The sequence below is a fragment of the Treponema rectale genome (genome assembly GCF_014202035.1).
GTDB classification, from domain to species: domain Bacteria; phylum Spirochaetota; class Spirochaetia; order Treponematales; family Treponemataceae; genus Treponema_D; species Treponema_D rectale.
The window spans coordinates 396,914-414,943 of the sequence record NZ_JACHFR010000001.1; the positions used below are offsets into that span (position 1 = coordinate 396,914).

Consider the following 18,030-nt stretch of genomic DNA (forward strand, 5'->3'; position numbering starts at 1 on the left):
TTTATAAAACCGTATGGGGATGCGGATTGTTTTTCAGGTGGGAGGAAACATGTTGGAAGATTTAAAGGTTGTAGAAGATGATAAGGATTTATTTAAGGCTAATCCTACTGTAATCAGAATTATCGGCTGCGGTGGCGGCGGTTCAAATTCAGTAAAGAGAATGATTCAGTCTGGGGTAACAGGGGTTCAGTTTTATGTTCTTAACACTGATCTTCAGGCTCTTTATAATTCTCCTTCTCCAAATAAGATTTCAATCGGACAGAATATTACCGGCGGTCTTGGTGCAGGGGGCAATCCTGAAGTAGGAAAGGCTGCTGCTGAAGAAGATTCCGAAAAAATAAAGGAAATCGTTACCGGTGCAAATATGGTTATTCTTACTGCCGGAATGGGTGGCGGTACAGGTACCGGTTCAGTTCCTATTGTAGCAAAACTTGCAAAAGAAGCAGGCTGTCTTACAGTAGCTGTTGTAACAACTCCTTTTGCATTTGAACGGGAAGTACGCATGGAAAATGCCCTTGCCGGAATAAAGAAGCTCAGGGAAAACGTAGACAGTCTCATTATAATTCCTAATGAGCAGGTATACCACCTTGATGACAGAAAGCCCCGCAATATGAAAGAGGCATATCTTGTTGCTGATGAAGTAGTCTGCCAGGGTGTAACTGGAATTACAGAACTGATTACAAAAGAAACAGTTCCGAATCTTGACTTTGCTGATGTTACTACAATCATGAAGGATCAGGGAGATGCAATTCTCGGTGTCGGATACGGTGAAGGTGAAAATCGTGCCGTAGATGCTGCCATTGCAGCCATTTCTAATCCGCTTCTTGCAGATTCAAAAATCGACGGTGCAACAAAAATCCTTATCAATATTGAAAGCGGAAGTGATGATTTTTCTATTACTCCTGAAGAACTCAGGGATATTTCCAGAACCATTACTGCGAGTGCTTCAAAACATCTTGAACTTATTTACGGTTCCCTTGAAAATCCGGACATTGCCAGCGACAGGCTGAGGGTTACGGTAATTGCAACAGGATTTAAGAATGTTCTTGATGAAGATGATATTGATTCACCGGTTCAGTCAAAGGATGATGATTCTGACGTGGTAGGATTTTCTGAGTTCTCTCATGTACTTGGCGGTTCTTCTTCAGGTTCATCGGTTTTCGGAAACTTTCAGAAACAGGAAGAAAAACCAGCTGAAAAAGAATACATTCCTGCATCAATAAAAGAAATCTTCGGACGTTCTAAGGAAGAAACGGAAGAAGAGGTTGCTGAGCCTGAGGTTGAAGAAAAAACTGTAAAAAAGACTGTTCAGATTCCTGAAGGTTATAAAATCAGGAAAAATGATCTTAATACTCCTACATACCTTAGAAATCTTACAAGGGAAATTAATCTTGTAGATGACGATGAGGACTGATTCAGGCGGCTTGTTCTGATGGAAGGTATTCTGCAGGAATTTTACAATGATCTTGTTCTTACAGACAGGCGTTCTTTGCTGACTGCGGAAACCTATTGTTTTTGCGTTAAGGAATTCCTCGGATGGATGGAAAATGAATCCCTTACCCTTAAGACAGTTCAGCTGAAGGATTTTATCTATTATTTTTTGTGGCGTAAAACTTCGGGAAATACGGAACTGACGGTAGCTAAAGATTTGTCTGCCTTACGTTCCTTTGGAAATTTTCTTGTAAATAAGTCTGTCTGGTCTGAGAATATCCTCGTGGAACTTGAGCGACCTAAGGTTCACCGTAATATTCCGGCAGTGTTTTCCGTAGAGGAAGTTGATTCGTTTCTGGATTCAATAGATGTTTCCGAGCCTCTTGGAATACGGGACAGGGCTCTGTTTGAGCTTATATACAGTTGCGGGCTTCGTATAAGTGAAGTTTGCGGAATAGAAGAAAGTGATATACACTTTGACAGCAGTTATATAATAGTTGTAGGAAAAGGCCGCAAAGAGAGAATGGTTCCTTTTGGAAGTGCTGCAAAGGAATGGCTGAAAAAATGGCTTGATGTACGTCCCCTGCTGGTAAAAGACAGAAAGGTTACTAAGCTTTTTGTAAATTACCGCGGTGAACCTATAAGCCGGAAGGGAATCTGGAAGAATTTTCAGAAGTTTGAATCCCTGAGCGGCGTACACGGAAAGGTTCATACTCTCCGTCATTCGTTTGCAACCCACCTGCTTGACGGAGGTGCAGACCTTCGCTCCGTGCAGGAACTTCTGGGGCATGCGGACCTTGCTACGACACAGATATATACGCATGTTAATGAAACAGAATTACAGGATTATCATGAAGAGTTTTTTCCTGGACATAAGATTTCTTTTGAGGAATGGGAGAAAAAAAATGAAAAAAATTAGTTTATTCGTATCTGTACTGGTTATTGCACTTTCCGGAGCGTTCATGTCCTCCTGTGATTCAAATTACAAGACTGTAAAGAGAATGCAGAAAATGGAAGAGGGAGTTGATAATCCTACCACAAAAGAAGAGCTGGAAGAGGCTATAAAAAAATATGATAAACGGGCCATTGATCTTGTGACTTCCCAGGCTCAGACCGGTATCTGGTACAAGATTCTGGGAACCCGTTATCTTGATGAGCAGATGTATTATGAAGCCTATGCTGCTTTTGACAAGGCCCGCCTTACATATCCTTCCAATGCGAATATTTATTACTGGATGGGAATTTGTGCCGGATTTATGTCAAATTCCGTGCTTGAATATGATATTGACGGAAGACGGGATGAAAGTTTAAGTCAGAAAAAGCTTAATTATCTCCGCCTGTCAGAGCAGGCTTATAAACGTGCCCTTGAACTTAATCCTAAGTACTATCGTGCAATGTACGGAATTGGAGTTCTTTATGTGTTCCAGCTTGAGGAATATGAAAAGGCAATTCCTTATCTTGAAAACTTTGTAGAAGTGCAGAAGAAAAATACGGACGGTATGTTTGTCCTTGCAAATGCCTACGCCTGTACCGGTGAACTGGACAAGGCTGCCGCTCTTTATGACCGAATCATAAGCATTAATCCAAATAAAGAAAAAACAGCCAGGGCTGCAGCGGGAAAAAAGAAAGTTCTTGACACTAAAGCATCCAGATAGTTAATTTTTTCAGGGTGGATGTTTTAGATATTGCCCTTTCTTCAATTACTTTCCTTTCTCTTAAAGAAAAGCTACTATTAAAGACAAATCTTGACAGTTTAGATAAACTTGCTGTACTGTCTAAGGAAGATATTTGCGCATTTACAGGCCGAAGTCATGTGCGTGGTATATGGCAGCCGGAACGGACAGTTGAAACTGCATTAAAAAGTGAAAGACTTTGCCGTTCTTATGGAATAAAAGCCCTTTGTTTTACTGATGGGGCTTATCCTGAGCTTTTAAAGCATATACCGGATTCTCCGTACATGATTTTTTACAGGGGAAGTGCAGAATGTCTTTATAAAGACTGCGTTTCTGTTGTGGGAACCCGTCGCATAAATGCTGCAGGTGCGGAAACCGCCCTGAAGTTTTCACGGGATGCTGTTTACGGAGGTTTTACCGTCGTAAGCGGTCTTGCAGAAGGTATAGATTCTTTTGCTCATCGGGGCTCTGTCAGTCCCGGAATGAATAAGTCTGCCGCTGCGGTTCTTCCCTGTGGAGTTGATTCTGTCGTTCCTGCTTCAAATAAGGCTCTTGCGGTGGAAATCCTTAAAAACGGAGGATGTATTCTTAGTGAGTATATTCCCGGTACTCCGGCTGAAAAATGGCGCTATGTGCAGAGAAACCGTGTAATTGCAGCCCTGTCCTGTGCTACGGTTGTCGTTCAGGCTCCTCCTGGAAGCGGTGCCCTTATTACGGCAGACTTTGCGCTGGACTACAACAGGGAACTTGTGTTTTGCAGTCAGGGACTTTCTGTTGATGAAAAGTTGTTTTCCGCTTCAAAAGGCAGAAACGGCAGAATTTTGAAAACACCCGGCGACTATCTTCGTGATGGTGCTCCGGTTATAGATAATTTTGCAGATTTTATTCAGGTGATGAATGATCCGCCTGGAAGTCATGTCTGCAGTAAAAAAAGTCAGATGGAATTGTTTGACGTATGAGGTAATTATGGCAGAACAGGAAAAAACTGTTGCAAAAAAGACAAAAAAATCTCAGAAAAAAGAACAGACTCTTGTTATTGTAGAGTCTCCGGCAAAGGCAAAAACCATTGAGCATTATCTTGGAACAGGCTACGTGGTAAAGGCTTCCATGGGACATCTCATTGACCTGCCTAAAAGCCGTATTGCCATCGATGTCGAAAATAATTTTGAACCGGAATACATTACAGTCCGCGGAAGGGCAAAACTTCTTAAGGAACTTCAGAAAGATGCAAAGAATTCAACTCATGTATTTCTTGCATCGGATCCGGACCGTGAAGGAGAGGCAATAGCATGGCATTTAAATCATGTGCTTTCTGAAAAAACAAAGGCAGATATAAAGCGCATTGAATTTAATGAGATTACTCCTCTTGCAATAAAGGAAGCCGTAAAGCATCCTAGGGAAATCGATGAAGCCCGTGTAAACGCACAGAAGGCCCGTCGTGTTCTTGACCGCCTTGTAGGTTATAATTTAAGTCCTCTTCTCTGGAAAAAGGTAAAGAACGGTCTTAGTGCAGGACGCGTTCAGTCGGTAGCCCTCAGGCTTATATGTGAAAGGGAACAGGAAGTTGAGAATTTTATTCCTGAAGAATACTGGACTCTTGATGCTGATTTCATGAAAGGCAGGACAAAGTTTACTGCCCAGCTTACTCAGTACAAGGATACTAAGCCTGAATTAAAAAATGAAAATGCCGTTAAGGAAATAATTTCAGAAATACAGAATTCAACTTGTGTCGTAAAGGATATTAAGGAAACTGAAAAGACAGTTCGTCCTAAGGCTCCTTTTACAACGTCAAAACTGCAGCAGGCAAGTGCAAACCGTCTTGGTTATACTTCAAGAAAAACAATGCAGATTGCACAGCAGCTTTACGAAGGAATTCAGATCGGAAGCACCCGTGTGGGTCTTATTACATACATGCGTACGGACTCTACCCGTATTTCTCAGACAGCAATTGATGATGTACGGGACTGGATTTCAAAAAACTATCCGGAAGATCTTCCTGCAGAAAAAATAGAATATGCCGTAGGAAAAAGTGCACAGGATGCTCATGAAGCAATACGCCCGACTTATGTAAAATATACTCCGGATTCTGTAAAGGAATATCTTACCCGTGATCAGCACAGGCTTTATTCAATTATTTGGGAACGGTTTGTAAGCTGTCAGATGAATAATGCAAAGACAAAGACTACCAGTGTTGATATTCAGGCTGGAGATGCTCTTTTCCGCGTAAGTGCTTCAAAACTCAGCCACAAGGGTTTCTATAATGTAATAAAGACTCTTTCTTCCAAGGAAGACGTTACCGGAAATCTTCCTTCCCTTAAGATTGGAGAAGAAGTAAAGAGCGACAAGTTTTATCCGGAACAGCATTTTACCCAGGGACCTTCCCGCTATACAGATGCAAGTATGGTAAAGACTCTTGAAGAAAAGGGTATCGGACGTCCTTCAACTTATGCTCCTATTATTTCTGTCCTTCTTGACAGATACTATGTTACAAGAAGCAATAAACAGCTTGTTCCTACAATGCTCGGAAAAATAATCTGCAAGATTCTGGTAGAAAGTTTCCCTGAGGTAATTAATGAGGAATTCACTTCAGAGGTTGAAAACGATCTTGATAAAGTAGAGCAGAATCAGCTTGTATGGAATAACATGATCGGAGATTTCTTCGGGCCGTTTAAGAATCGTCTTGATGAAGTTACAGAAAAAGCAGAAAGCCTTAAGGGAACTCTGGACGAGCCTACAGACATGCTTTGTGAAAAGTGCGGAAAGCCGATGGTAAAGAAACTCGGTCGTTTCGGATATTTTCTTGCATGTTCAGGATTCCCGGAGTGTCATAACACCAAGAGCATTCCGCTTGCAAAGTGTCCGCGCAAGGGTTGTAACGGAAGCATCGTAGCCCGTAAGACAAAAGGCAGGGGTAAGGAATTTTACGGATGTACAAATTATCCTGAGTGCGATTTTATTTCACACTTCAAGCCTATAGATGTTTACTGTCCAAAGTGCGGATGGTTCCTTGTAGAAAAGTTTGATAAAAAGAACGGAACATACAAGAGCTGTATTAATCCGGACTGTGATTACCTGCATTCGGCAGAAGATTCTGTTGCTGCGGAGACTGCCGGAGAGATTCCTGCATCAGGAGAAGTTTCTAAGGAATAAATGGAAGGCAGTAGTGAAAAGCGTACTCTTGAAGAGTGCGTTCAGGAATACATGGTTTTTCTTGAAGGGGTAAAAGGTCTTTCCGAAAATTCCATTCTGGCTTATAAGGATGACCTTAATCACCTTATGCTCTGTCTCGGCAGGGATATTGATATAACTTCCGTAACCCAGGAAAGTATCAGGAACTGCATGAGTTCCCTTACACAGAGAAAGTATTCCGTAGCTTCCGTAAACAGATTCCTTTCCGGGGTAAGGGGCCTGTTTAATTACTGCCGCAGCCTCGGGTATATCAGTTTTAATTTTACAAAACTGATTCATCAGCTGAAAAAAGATATAAAGCTGCCGAAATTCATGTCGCCGGAAGAAATTGACGGAATGTGTTATGAAGCTCAGTCCGGCAGGTTTTTGTGGCCGGAGCGGGATTCTGCGATTTTTGAAATGTTTTATTCTTCAGGGTGCCGTGTGGGAGAACTTACTCAGCTGACTTTTAATGATTTTTCCAGTGATTTGAAAAGTGCAGTTATTCTTGGAAAAGGAAATAAAAGAAGAAGGGTGTTTTTCAGTGATAAGGCTGTTTCAGCCCTGAAAAAATACATTGCTTCAAGGCGCAGAAGGTTTCCTTCCAGATGGATAGGTGGAGCTGAATACGAGAGCCGCATTTTTCTTAATCAGAAGGGTGGTCCTCTTTCGAAAAAAGGCGTGTGGTTCATTGTAAGTGTGTACAGCGGACCGGAGGGAATAAACAGGCATGTTACGCCCCATACCTTCAGGCATACTTTCGCAACGCAGATGATGAATAACGGTGCCGATATAAGGAAGGTTCAGGCAATGCTGGGTCATGCGAGCATAAGTACTACCCAGTGCTATACCCATGTTACCAGTGAAAGGTTGAGGGAGATATATGATCAGGCTTTTCCTCATACTTAAATATAGATGCTGATCAAAAAAAATAAAGCCTGTGTCTGCAGTCATCGGGGCTTTAATGGAGTTAAAATGAGTGACGAAAACAAAATCAGAAGTACAACGGTAATTGCCGTAAAAAAAGATGGTAAAATTGCCATGGCAGGTGACGGCCAGGTTACCATGGGTAATACGGTAATGAAGGGAAATGCCCACAAGGTTCGTAAAATTTATGACGGTAAGATACTTACAGGTTTTGCAGGAGCCACGGCAGACGCTTTTACGCTTTTTGACAAATTTGAAGAAAAACTTAAGGCTTACAACGGGGATCTTACTCGTTCCGCAGTTGAACTGGCAAAATTGTGGAGAACTGAGCGTTCCATGCAGAAACTTGAGGCTCTGCTTCTTGTGGCAAGTGCAGATAAAATACTCCTTATTTCCGGAAGCGGAGATGTCATTGAGCCTGAAAATGATATTCTTGCCATCGGTTCAGGCGGAAACTATGCTTATGCTGCGGCAATGGCTTATATGGAATCAAGTTCATTAAGTGCAAGGGAAATTGCTGAGAAATCTCTTAAAATTGCCGGACAAATCTGTATCTATACAAATTCGCATATTACAATTGAGGAACTCTAAAATGGAAGGTATTGAAGTAAATCTTGAAGGTTTGAAAGACGGTCTTACTCCTGCTCAGATTGTTGAAAAACTTGACAGTTATATTATCGGTCAGAATAAGGCAAAGCGTTTTGTTGCAGTTGCCCTCAGAAACAGGCAGAGAAGGCTTAAGCTTCCTGAAGAAATCAGGGATGAGGTTGCACCTAAAAATATTCTTATGATCGGTCCTACAGGATGCGGTAAAACTGAAATTGCCCGCCGTCTTGCAAAACTTGTAAATGCACCTTTTCTTAAGGTTGAGGCTACAAAGTACACGGAAGTAGGCTATGTGGGCCGTGATGTGGAAAGCATGGTAAGGGATCTTATGGCGGTGGGAATCAATATGGTTAAGGCAGAAATGCAGGAACAGCTTAAGGAAAAGTGCGGTCCTATGGTTGAGGAAGACCTTCTTGACCTTCTGCTTCCAGGAAGTTCCGTAAAAAAGTCAAAAAATGAAGGCGGAAAAAAAGCCGGCATTCATGTTCTGGGAAATATTTTTGGCGACAATTCTCCTGTGAGGGGAGAACTTATTCAGATTGATATGCCTAAAAAGACAGCAGGAACTGCTGATAATGATTTTATTTCTGCAATGAATTCTTTTGCTGAATCAGCAAGCCGTCAGGCCGAGGATGAGGAAAAGCTTGAACAGGAAAAAGCTTCCGCTCAGGCAGAAGAAATGAAAGGCACCAGAGAAAAATTCCGTACTATGCTCCGGGAAGGAAAACTTGAGGACCGTACTGTAGAGATTACCGTTCATTCTGCTCCGAAGGTCGGTATGTTTGGCAGCGGAAATATGGAAGATATAGAAGAGAGTATTTCAGGACTTCAGGAAATGCTTTCCGGCGGAAGCGTAAAGAGAAAGACTGTTACAGTCCGTGAGGCAAGGGAAATTCTTCTCATGCAGAATCTGGAAAAAATTACTGATAAGGATAAGGTTGCTGAAGAAGCAAAGCGCCGTGTTGAACAGAGCGGAATTATCTTTATTGATGAAATTGATAAGATTGCAACAAGAGGCGGTGAAGGCGGCCGTGCAGAAGTCAGCAGGGAAGGAGTTCAGCGGGATATTCTTCCAATCGTTGAAGGTTCCAACGTAAATACGAAATGGGGCGTAATTAATACTACTCATATTCTTTTTATCGGAGCAGGAGCTTTCAGCGTGTCGGCACCAAGTGATCTTATTCCTGAACTTCAGGGACGTTTTCCTCTGAGGGTTGAACTTGAAGCCTTGAAGAAGGAGGATTTCAAGCGCATCCTTACAGAACCTAAAAATGCCCTTGTAAAGCAGTATGAGGCACTTCTTGCTACGGAAGGAGTAAAACTTGAGTTTGCAGAAGAAGCTGTTGACCAGATGGCGTTTATTGCAGAAGACGTTAATTCCCACGCAGAAAATATCGGTGCAAGACGCCTTCATACAATAATGGAAACAGTACTGGAGGATTTAAGCTTCTCTGCTGATACAAAATGCGGTCAGACTGTTGTTATTGACAAGGCCTATGTTGACGGAAAACTTCATGGCGTGGTTCAGGATCAGAATCTGGAGCGTTACATACTCTAGTCGTTTATGTGGAAATAAAAAAAGTTATTTATAAAAAAACTATTATGGAGGTAAGACTATGCACGTAAAATTTGGACTCAGTCAGGCTGAATTTACCAGTCTCGTTGATGCTCAGGATTACAAGACTCTGGAAGAAAAACTTCGCGGTGCCCTTAAGGCAGAAAAAATCCGTGAAGGAGATTTTCAGCAGTGCTATGACTGGCTTAAAAAAACTGCCAGCATGAACGGAAAGTCTCTGTAATACGGGGAATCTTTTTTAAGATAGACTGTATATTGAAAATCCTGACCGGTAATTTTTATATTGCCGGCCGGGATTTTTTTTATGTAAAATAGTTTTGTGAACATAGCAGAAAGTCTTCAGAGGGTAATGATAGGAGAACAGTCCCGCGCTGATGGAGTTGCTTTGAGGTTTTTTAACTGAGTTTTTTTTAAGAAATGAATTTATAATGAATTATTATCCGCAGTCTTTAAATTTTTAAGGATTAGGTACTTTTGTTTTTTTTATAATTTTTTTTATGAAAACAAAATTATTGATCCTGCGCCTTTTTTTTACAGCGGCAGTTTTTTTTACATTCGCCTGCAAAGAATCTTCCGGCATCAGTTATACGGAATACAGCGGGTCTTATACTCTGGAAGCTGAATCAGATGAACTTACAAATGCAAGTGTAAAGATCAGGCTTGTTACAGACAGTGTATTTTCTGATGCGGTCTGGTATAAGGGAAAATACAGCGGAACTGCATCAAAACTTTTTTCAAATTCCAGTGCGCAGGAAATTACGTATTGCGACGGAGAGTACAGTTTTGAAGTTACGGAAAACGCAACCTATTCTGTGGCAGCGAGGACTTCTGCTTCATCAACAACTTTGCTCAGGTACATAATAATTAAAAACATTGATACTGAGGGACCTCTTCAGGTAAGTAATGCCGGAGCTGTTTATGATGCTTCTTCTGGAACAATGACTGTTTCCTGGACTGACAGTGAAAGTGAGTCTTCGTATGACAGTCCTCTAAGCTGTATCAGAATTTCTTATTCTGTAAACGGAGGGGAATGGTTTTTTGATTCTGTTTCTGCCGGGGTTCAGAGTTATGAGTTAACTGGAGTAGGCGGTTCTTCTTCGGATTATTATACATTTCTGCTGACGGCGGAAGATGAACTTGGAAATTCAGGGCTTTCAAAAAAAATCGTACGATATCTGAAAGATTATTCAGATGCTGATACCGGGGATATTATTCTGGCGGACGGAAGTTTTGTTGAACCGGATTATTTTGATCCGGATACAATGAATGCAGTTGCCGTCGTTGCATTTAAGAATTTCAGCGGGGTTCCGGTGGGAATAGGTCTTTATGATTCGTCTGCAGATGAGTCTTCTGAAAATGGAAATTTAAAGTGGCTTACAACCGAAAGCGGCGGATATACCATGGATTTTAAGGAAACTGTATGTACTCCTGATGTGTCCGGTGGAAATTATCTGTCTGCTGACGGAACTTCAGTTTCAGTTTCTGGAAGCAGTTATGATACGGTAAAGTTTACTGACGTAAGTTTTACGGGAGATACAGATGGAAGTGATAACTGGGAATACATATCTTCAATGGATCCAGACTGTGCTGCGGAATGTGATGTTTATTATCCTGCCTATAACTTTATAGAAAATTACGGCTCGTATTCGGGACTTACAGGAAGTGACTATGAAAGCGGCTGGTACATGCCTTCCATAAGCGAGCTGTTTTCCATCATAAGCAATATGTCTGTAATAAATGAATCCCTTTTACTGTGCGGCGGTATGACGATTGGCGAAAACTGGTACTGGAGCTGTTCTCAGTCTGCTGATGCTGTTTTTGAAATATGGACTTTAAGGGTGTATGAATCTTATGATCAGATAATCACTGTCCTGGGAACAGGTACTGTTCAGAATGAATATGAAGAATCCGGAACTGATGAACGTTATGATGATACTGGTGATTCTGACGGGGATGGAACGGATTATGGTTCTGCAGTAACTTATGATGTGGTTTCATCAACAATGCTTAATGGTTTTTGTATTGCAGTAAGAGCCTTTGAGTGACCTTCATCCGTTCAATGTTGAAAAAAAGGGGTTTATCGTGTAAAATATACGTCTAATCATTAAATGGGTGGGATGTTTAATGGCAACTAAAAAAAGTGATGCTGCATCAAAAAAAACAGCGGCATCTTCTGCTAAAAAGAGTGAATCTAAATCTAAAACTGCCGCAAAATCCGGTGTAAAAGCTTCAAAGACTTCAGTTAAGTCTTCCGCAAAGGCTTCTGCCAGAACAGTTTCAAAAACCGCATCAAAGACTCCGGCTTCAAAAGCAGGAACAAAAGCTGTTTCAAAGACTGCCGCAAAGACGGTTTCAAAGACTGCCGCAGTAAAAACTGCTGCATCCAAAACTGTAAAAAAGGCTGCAAAACCTGTTGCCGGTATTGATGAAAACGGAACTTTCCGTGCATGGGATAATGCAAAGACTGTTGCAAAGGCAAAAACAACTAAAACTGAAAAAGCTGTGTTTGTTCCCGGAACAACTGAGGAACAGGTTGCAAAAAAACTTGCAGCTGCAAAAGCAATAGATCCGGGGGCAAAATCTGCTCCTAAGAAAGTTGCTGCATATACTGATGATCAGATTAAACATCTTGATTCTCTTGAACACATCAGGCTTCGTTCCGGTATGTATATTGGACGTCTTGGTGATGGTTCCAATCAGAATGACGGTATTTACGTTCTCCTGAAAGAAGTTATTGATAACTCAATCGATGAATTCATCATGGGCTTCGGTAAGAAAATAGAAGTTTCCGTAAAAGATAATCATGTAAAGGTTCGGGACTATGGTCGCGGAATTCCTTTAGGTAAAGTCGTTGAGTGCGTAAGCGAAATCAATACGGGTGCAAAATATAATGATGATGTTTTCCAGTTTTCTGTAGGAATGAACGGTGTAGGTACTAAAGCTGTAAATGCACTTTCGTCATATTTCCGTGTAGTTTCCGTGAGGGACGGAGAATGCTGTGAGGCTGTTTTCGAAAAAGGAAAACTTAAAAATCAGAGAAAGGGAAAACTTAAGGAAAAACAGGCTGACGGAACTTTTTTTGAATTTGTACCGGATGAGGAAATTTTCGGCAAGTATACTTTTAATATGGAATTTGTTGAGAAACGCATGTGGAACTATGCTTATCTTAACACCGGTCTTACGCTTAAACTTAACGGAGTTGACTTTGTAAGTAAAAACGGACTTCTTGATCTTCTTGAAAAAGAAATTGAAAGCGAAAGCCTTTATCAGATAGGAAGTTATACAGGAGACCACCTGCAGTTTGCATTTACCCACACAAATGCCTACGGTGAAAACTATTTTTCTTTTGTAAACGGTCAGTATACTTCTGACGGCGGAACTCACCTTAATGCATTTAAAGAAGGATTTATAAAAGGCGTAAATGATTTCTTCCAGTCTAATTTTAAAAGTGAAGATATCAGGGACGGAATAACAGCTGCTGTTTTAGTAAAGGTTAAGGATCCGGTTTTTGAAAGCCAGACAAAGAATAAGCTTGGCAATACGGATGTAAGGCAGTGGATTGTAGCGGAAGTACAGTCCGGTCTTGATGACTGGCTTCATAAGAATCCGAAAGCTGCGGAACGCCTTAAGGAAAAAATCGAGCATAACGAAAAGATGCGTGTGGAACTTTCAAGTGTAAAAAAACTTGTAAGGGATGCTGCAAAGAAAAATTCCATAAGGATTGAGAAACTTGATGACTGCCGCTTCCATCTTGAAGACGGAAATAAGGGTGAGAATTCAATGATATTCATTACGGAAGGACAGTCGGCTTCCGGCGTAATGACTCATTCCCGTGATGCAGATTATCAGGCAATCTTCAGCCTCAGGGGTAAACCTGAAAACATGTATGGCAAAAAGCAGAGCGACATTTATAAAAATGATGAGCTTTATCAACTTATGATGGCACTCGGTATAGAAAATTCTGTAGAGAACCTCAGGTATTCTAAAATTGTAATTGCAACTGATGCCGATAATGACGGTTTCCATATCAGAAATCTTGTGCTTACTTTCTTCCTGGGATATTTTGAGGAACTTATAACCAGCGGAAGGGTATGGATTCTTGAAACTCCGCTTTTCCGCGTAAGAAACAAAAAGGAAAACATTTACTGCTATACGGAAGATGAACGTGATGCAGCTCAGGCTAAACTCGGTAAAAACTGTGAGACTTCACGATTCAAAGGACTTGGAGAAATGAATCCGAGCGAATTCAAGCAGTTTATTGCTCCTGAAACCATTCATCTTACTCCGGTTGAAATAAGCCAGCTTAAGATTATTCCTCAGCTGCTGGCATTCTATATGGGAAAGAATACTCCAGAGCGGCGTAAGTTTATTGAAAATAACCTTCTGTCCAATGCTGAAATTGATGTTTAGGTTTGTCCTGTAGTTTTGTGGAGAAAAAATGGCTTTTGTAAAAAATTTATTTGATAAAAACTTTATTGAATATGCAAGTTACGTTATCCGTGACCGTGCTATTCCTGATCTTGAAGACGGTCTGAAACCTGTTCAGCGGCGTATCATGCACACTCTGTTTGAAGTAAATGACGGATACTTCCAGAAGGTTTCTTTTGTTGTCGGACGTACGATGAAATATCATCCTCACGGTGATGCTTCAATTTACGGGGCTCTTGTAAATCTTGCCAACAAAGAGATTTTCATAGAAAAACAGGGAAACTTCGGAAATAAATATACCGGAGATCCTGCTTCTGCCGGCCGTTACATTGAATGCCGCCTTCATCCTCTGGCAAAGGAATTCTTTGTAACTAATCCTGAGATTACTCATTTTGTTCCTAATTACGACGGTCGTGACCTTGAGCCTGAAGTTTACCGCTCAAAACTTCCGATTGCACTCCTTATCGGTGCTGAAGGTATTGCCGTAGGTATGAGTACAAAGATCCTGCCTTATAACCTGAAGGAAGTTCTGGATGCAGAGATTAAATGTCTGAAAGGTGAAAGTTTTAAAATATATCCGGATGTTTCTACAGGCGGTCTTATTGATGTAAGCGGTTATAATGACGGTAACGGAAAGATTGTTACCCGTGCAAAATTTGATACCAGCGATGAAAAGAAAATAATCATTACGGAACTGCCTGTTGATACTGATGCAAAGTCACTGCTTAAGTCTATTGATGCAGCTTATAAAGCCGGAAAAATTAAGATCAGTTCTGTTGATAACTTTACTACAAACAGCTGTAATATCGAGATAAAACTTCCCCGTGGAGTCTATTCAAAGGATGTAGTTGATTCCCTTTACGCATATACAGACTGTGAAAAGTCCATAACCTGTCAGATGCTTGTGATTAAAGACAATATGCCGGTTGTAATGACTGCTACTGAAATCATTAAGTATTATGCAAAGAAACTTGTAGCAATCATAAAGGAAGAACTTGAGTTTGAGAGGGGAAAGCTTACAGAAGAACTTCATCAGAGAACTCTGGAACGCATATTTGTTGAGGAACGTATTTATAAAAAAATAGAAGATCAGAAAACTGCTGAAGCTGTTCAGGCTGCAGTAAAGAAAGGTTTTGTTCCGTTTAAGAATGAACTCATCAGGGATGTAACTGATGAAGACGTTGAGCATCTGCTTCAGATTCCTATCCGCCGCATTTCGCTTTTTGATATTAACAAGAACAAGGATCAGGTTGCTGCAATAAATGCCCGGCTTAAAGAAATTGCAAAACGCCTTAAGCATTTAACTGCCTGTGCCGTTGAATATCTTGAAGGCATGATTGAAAAATTCGAAAAGCTTGCAAAAACTGCTGCTGAGGAAAAAAGAGATTTTGTTCTTGAACGCCGTACAAGCATTGCTTCATTCTCTGCCGTTGATGTCAAGGAAGTTGCAAAAAGAAATATTGCACTCAGATATGATGATAAGGGCTATCTGGGAACTTCAGTTTCCGGAGGAAGGGAGCTTTTGAAGGTTACTCCGTTTGACAGAATCTTTATCATCAGAAAGAGCGGCCTCTGGAGTGTATGTGACGTACCTGAGAAGCTTTTTGTTGACAGCGGCATGTGGTACTGTAATTATGCTGAAAAAGAAATAATTTCAAAAGAACTGTTCACGGTAATTTACCGGGATCCTAAAACAAGACAGTGCTTTATAAAGCGCTGCAGGGTTGCAGGATGGATCATGAACAGGGACTATAATTTTGCGCCGGATGGAATGGAAGTCCTGCACGTAGACACGAGAGAAAAATTTAAGTTCACCCTTCATTATGTACCTAAGCCTCGTCAGAAAATAAACGAAGCAGAGTTCAAGGCTCAGTCCTATGAAGAAAAAGGTCTTAAGACACTTGGAGTCAGGCTTGATTCCCGTGAGGTTGAATCAATTGAAGTACAGAGTGCTGATGCACAGGGAATGCTTTTATAAATGAGCGAGAAACTTACACTTGAGAATCCTGAGTATTATAAAATGCTTACAGTTACAAGAAGTGCCGTTCAGAAAAATCTGGGAAAGGCATATCTTGCTGCAATAGTACTCATGCTGATAAAGGGAGCTGTCAATTATTTCTGCGCGCGGCCTTTGAGTTTTGCAGCTGCCAGTACGATGCCGGGGATTTCTCTCATAGTTCTTTATGTTTTTGTTTTAATAGTGCTTCAGTTTGTTACAGGGCTTCTTACTTATGGAATGATAAAGGTATGTACTGATATGATTCTTAACAGGGCTGCCTATGTAAAGACGGTTCTTTTTGGTTTTAACAGAAAAGATGCCTGGAAACTTTCTGCATTTACGACTCTGCTGTATTTTATCTCGATTGCAGTTACAGTCGGAATTTCCATACCTGTAATTCTTTATATTTTTAAGCGTTACGGGCTTTCTTTTTCATCAGGTCACGTTTTTTCTTTTACGGTTTTAGCTGTAACGGCACTTCTTTTTATAATAAACATTGCCGTAAATCTTCCGTTTATGTTTGCCGTAAATATTGCTCTTGAAAACGACGGTATTTCCCTAAAAGAAAGCCTGAGACGGAGTTTTGAATTTTTAAAGGGACGAATGATTCATTTTGCAGGATTTGCAGTTTATTCAGTAATAAAAAATGCGGGAATAATCTGTGCCTGTATTTTCGTAACTCTTGCACTTCCTGCCGTTGCTTCACTTCTGGAGTTTATTGTAATAATCGAAGTACTTTCAATTGTGCTTAAACTTTATTTTTCCGTACCGGTGTATTATTATTCGCTGCTTGCGGTAAACGGTCTTCTCAAAAAGGATAATCCTGACAGCAGGGATACGGAATGAAAGTTTTACTGGGATATGAAAGTGCTGAACTTAACATAAAGAATTCCCGTTTTCTGGCAGAGGCTTTTATAGCAGAAAGTCAGGCACAGGCACGGGATATTCTTCATTCGCAGAAGCAGAAATATGCAGATGCAACTCATGTGGTTCATGCTTTTGTAACCGGTAAAAATGCAGAAGTAAACGGAATGAGTGATGATGGAGAACCTTCCGGTACTGCAGGCCGTCCGATGCTTGATGTTTTAAAAGGCAGCGGTATTACGAATATAATGGTTACCGTCACAAGATGGTTTGGAGGAACTCTTTTAGGCACCGGAGGTTTAGTCCGGGCTTATTCAGACAGCATGAAGGCTGTTATTGAAAAATGTCAGACAGAAGAACTTATCGAAAAAAAGAGTTTTTCTTTTACCGTTGATTATTCGCAGTACGAAAACGTAAGGCACTTGATTTCTTTTTATCATATTGGAGAATTAAAGGAAGATTTTTCTTCCGGTGTTGAAATTTCCGGAAATATCTGGCTCTCTGAATATGAAGAGTTTGCTCAGAAACTGAAAGATTTAAGCAGGGGGATGATATGCATCTGATTTTTGTAAGACACGGTGATCCTGATTATGTAAATGATAATGTTACTGAAAAAGGAAAAAAAGAACTTGAACTTTTAGCAGCCCGTACAAAAGACTGGAATGTTGATGAAGTATTTGTATCTCCCATGGGTAGGGCAGATGCCACAGCCAGGGCCTGTCTTAAAAACTGGAATGTAAAGCCTCAGACTGTTAAGTGGCTGAGGGAATTTGATTACCGCATCAAAGATGACAGGGGAAATGACAGAATTGCCTGGGACTGGCTTCCAAGGGATTATTTTTCTGAAAAAAAATATGCTGACATAAAGAAATGGTGGTCTACAAAAAGCATGCGTTCCGGAAATATTCTCAGACATTATAATGAAGTCTGCAACGGAATTGACAACATTCTTTCCTGTTACGACTATTCCAGGGTTTCTCCGGACATGCCGGTTTACAACTGCTTTCCTCATCTTACGGCAGAAGAGGCTGCTGTTGACACTCACCTGATTCCGGAGCAGAAGGATCTTGACTCAAAGAATATTGTGTTTTTCTGTCATCTGGGAGTGATGTTTACAATTTTAAGCCATCTTACGGGTATTTCTCCCGTACAGCTGTGGCAGGGATTTTTTGTAGCTCCTTCTTCCGTAACGATTGTTGGTGCTGAAGAGCGCATTCCCGGTGAAGTTGCCTGGAGAATACAAACCATGGGAGATACTTCACATCTTAAGGCAGGCGGTGAAAAGGTTTCTGCCAGCGGATTTTACGGCAGCTGTTTGAGTTATTAGTAAAAATAGTGTACAATCAACAGTGGAGTCT

Annotated in this window: 15 protein-coding genes; all 15 read left to right on the top strand. The window is 40.9% G+C overall.

The window, feature by feature from the left end; genetic code table 11:
• The first annotated feature begins 49 nt into the window (after positions 1-49).
• The 15 genes from ftsZ (at position 50) to HNP77_RS01750 (ending at position 17,999) form a co-directional block, all read left to right on the top strand.
• On the top strand, positions 50-1,414 hold the full coding sequence (ftsZ, locus tag HNP77_RS01680) for a cell division protein FtsZ (protein ID WP_184651425.1): 1,365 nt from the start codon (positions 50-52) through the stop codon (positions 1,412-1,414).
• A gap of 18 nt (positions 1,415-1,432) precedes the next feature.
• Complete coding sequence (locus tag HNP77_RS01685) at positions 1,433-2,350, top strand: tyrosine-type recombinase/integrase (RefSeq protein WP_184651426.1); 918 nt, start codon at positions 1,433-1,435, stop codon at positions 2,348-2,350.
• Positions 2,337-3,086, top strand: coding sequence for a tetratricopeptide repeat protein (locus HNP77_RS01690; protein WP_184651427.1), 750 nt, complete (start codon positions 2,337-2,339; stop codon positions 3,084-3,086). The genes HNP77_RS01685 and HNP77_RS01690 overlap by 14 nt, the downstream gene beginning before the upstream one ends.
• Before the next feature lie 14 nt (positions 3,087-3,100).
• Positions 3,101-4,063 (top strand): DNA-processing protein DprA, encoded by a 963-nt coding sequence (locus HNP77_RS01695; protein WP_184651428.1) that lies wholly within the window; start codon positions 3,101-3,103, stop codon positions 4,061-4,063.
• A 7-nt stretch (positions 4,064-4,070) separates the two neighbouring features.
• Positions 4,071-6,254, top strand: a complete 2,184-nt coding sequence (topA, locus tag HNP77_RS01700) for a type I DNA topoisomerase (protein ID WP_184651429.1) — start codon at positions 4,071-4,073, stop codon at positions 6,252-6,254.
• Positions 6,255-7,181: a tyrosine-type recombinase/integrase gene (locus tag HNP77_RS01705; protein ID WP_184651430.1), complete on the top strand. Its 927-nt coding sequence runs from the start codon at positions 6,255-6,257 to the stop codon at positions 7,179-7,181.
• A gap of 66 nt (positions 7,182-7,247) precedes the next feature.
• A complete protein-coding gene (gene hslV / locus HNP77_RS01710) occupies positions 7,248-7,790 on the top strand; it encodes an ATP-dependent protease subunit HslV (protein ID WP_184651431.1) in 543 nt (180 codons plus the stop codon).
• A 1-nt stretch (position 7,791) separates the two neighbouring features.
• Complete coding sequence (hslU, locus tag HNP77_RS01715; protein ID WP_184651432.1) at positions 7,792-9,363, top strand: ATP-dependent protease ATPase subunit HslU; 1,572 nt, start codon at positions 7,792-7,794, stop codon at positions 9,361-9,363.
• A gap of 58 nt (positions 9,364-9,421) precedes the next feature.
• The gene (locus HNP77_RS01720) at positions 9,422-9,604 is read left to right on the top strand and encodes a hypothetical protein (protein WP_184651433.1); all 183 of its coding nucleotides are present in this window, start codon (positions 9,422-9,424) and stop codon (positions 9,602-9,604) included.
• Between the two features lie 274 nt (positions 9,605-9,878).
• Positions 9,879-11,426, top strand: coding sequence for a hypothetical protein (locus HNP77_RS01725; protein WP_184651434.1), 1,548 nt, complete (start codon positions 9,879-9,881; stop codon positions 11,424-11,426).
• Between the two features lie 517 nt (positions 11,427-11,943).
• Positions 11,944-13,791 (top strand): DNA topoisomerase IV subunit B, encoded by a 1,848-nt coding sequence (locus tag HNP77_RS01730; protein WP_343042520.1) that lies wholly within the window; start codon positions 11,944-11,946, stop codon positions 13,789-13,791.
• A 28-nt stretch (positions 13,792-13,819) separates the two neighbouring features.
• A complete protein-coding gene (locus HNP77_RS01735) occupies positions 13,820-15,787 on the top strand; it encodes a DNA topoisomerase IV subunit A (protein ID WP_184651436.1) in 1,968 nt (655 codons plus the stop codon).
• Complete coding sequence (locus tag HNP77_RS01740) at positions 15,788-16,654, top strand: hypothetical protein (protein ID WP_184651437.1); 867 nt, start codon at positions 15,788-15,790, stop codon at positions 16,652-16,654. It begins immediately after the preceding gene.
• Complete coding sequence (locus HNP77_RS01745) at positions 16,651-17,235, top strand: YigZ family protein (protein ID WP_184651438.1); 585 nt, start codon at positions 16,651-16,653, stop codon at positions 17,233-17,235. The genes HNP77_RS01740 and HNP77_RS01745 overlap by 4 nt, the downstream gene beginning before the upstream one ends.
• Positions 17,226-17,999, top strand: a complete 774-nt coding sequence (locus HNP77_RS01750; RefSeq protein ID WP_184651439.1) for a histidine phosphatase family protein — start codon at positions 17,226-17,228, stop codon at positions 17,997-17,999. Before HNP77_RS01745 ends, HNP77_RS01750 begins: the two co-directional genes overlap by 10 nt.
• The last annotated feature ends 31 nt before the right edge of the window (positions 18,000-18,030 follow it).

Excerpts from the sequence above, each read along its gene's own strand:
- ftsZ (WP_184651425.1), top strand. The coding sequence starts at position 50 with ATGTTGGAAGATTTAAAGGTTGTAGAAGATGATAAGGATTTATTTAAG.
- HNP77_RS01685 (WP_184651426.1), top strand. The coding sequence starts at position 1,433 with ATGGAAGGTATTCTGCAGGAATTTTACAATGATCTTGTTCTTACAGAC.
- HNP77_RS01690 (WP_184651427.1), top strand. The coding sequence starts at position 2,337 with ATGAAAAAAATTAGTTTATTCGTATCTGTACTGGTTATTGCACTTTCC.
- topA (WP_184651429.1), top strand. The coding sequence starts at position 4,071 with ATGGCAGAACAGGAAAAAACTGTTGCAAAAAAGACAAAAAAATCTCAG.
- HNP77_RS01705 (WP_184651430.1), top strand. The coding sequence starts at position 6,255 with ATGGAAGGCAGTAGTGAAAAGCGTACTCTTGAAGAGTGCGTTCAGGAA.
- hslV (WP_184651431.1), top strand. The coding sequence starts at position 7,248 with ATGAGTGACGAAAACAAAATCAGAAGTACAACGGTAATTGCCGTAAAA.
- hslU (WP_184651432.1), top strand. The coding sequence starts at position 7,792 with ATGGAAGGTATTGAAGTAAATCTTGAAGGTTTGAAAGACGGTCTTACT.
- HNP77_RS01720 (WP_184651433.1), top strand. The coding sequence starts at position 9,422 with ATGCACGTAAAATTTGGACTCAGTCAGGCTGAATTTACCAGTCTCGTT.
- HNP77_RS01725 (WP_184651434.1), top strand. The coding sequence starts at position 9,879 with ATGAAAACAAAATTATTGATCCTGCGCCTTTTTTTTACAGCGGCAGTT.
- HNP77_RS01735 (WP_184651436.1), top strand. The coding sequence starts at position 13,820 with ATGGCTTTTGTAAAAAATTTATTTGATAAAAACTTTATTGAATATGCA.
- HNP77_RS01740 (WP_184651437.1), top strand. The coding sequence starts at position 15,788 with ATGAGCGAGAAACTTACACTTGAGAATCCTGAGTATTATAAAATGCTT.
- HNP77_RS01745 (WP_184651438.1), top strand. The coding sequence starts at position 16,651 with ATGAAAGTTTTACTGGGATATGAAAGTGCTGAACTTAACATAAAGAAT.
- HNP77_RS01750 (WP_184651439.1), top strand. The coding sequence starts at position 17,226 with ATGCATCTGATTTTTGTAAGACACGGTGATCCTGATTATGTAAATGAT.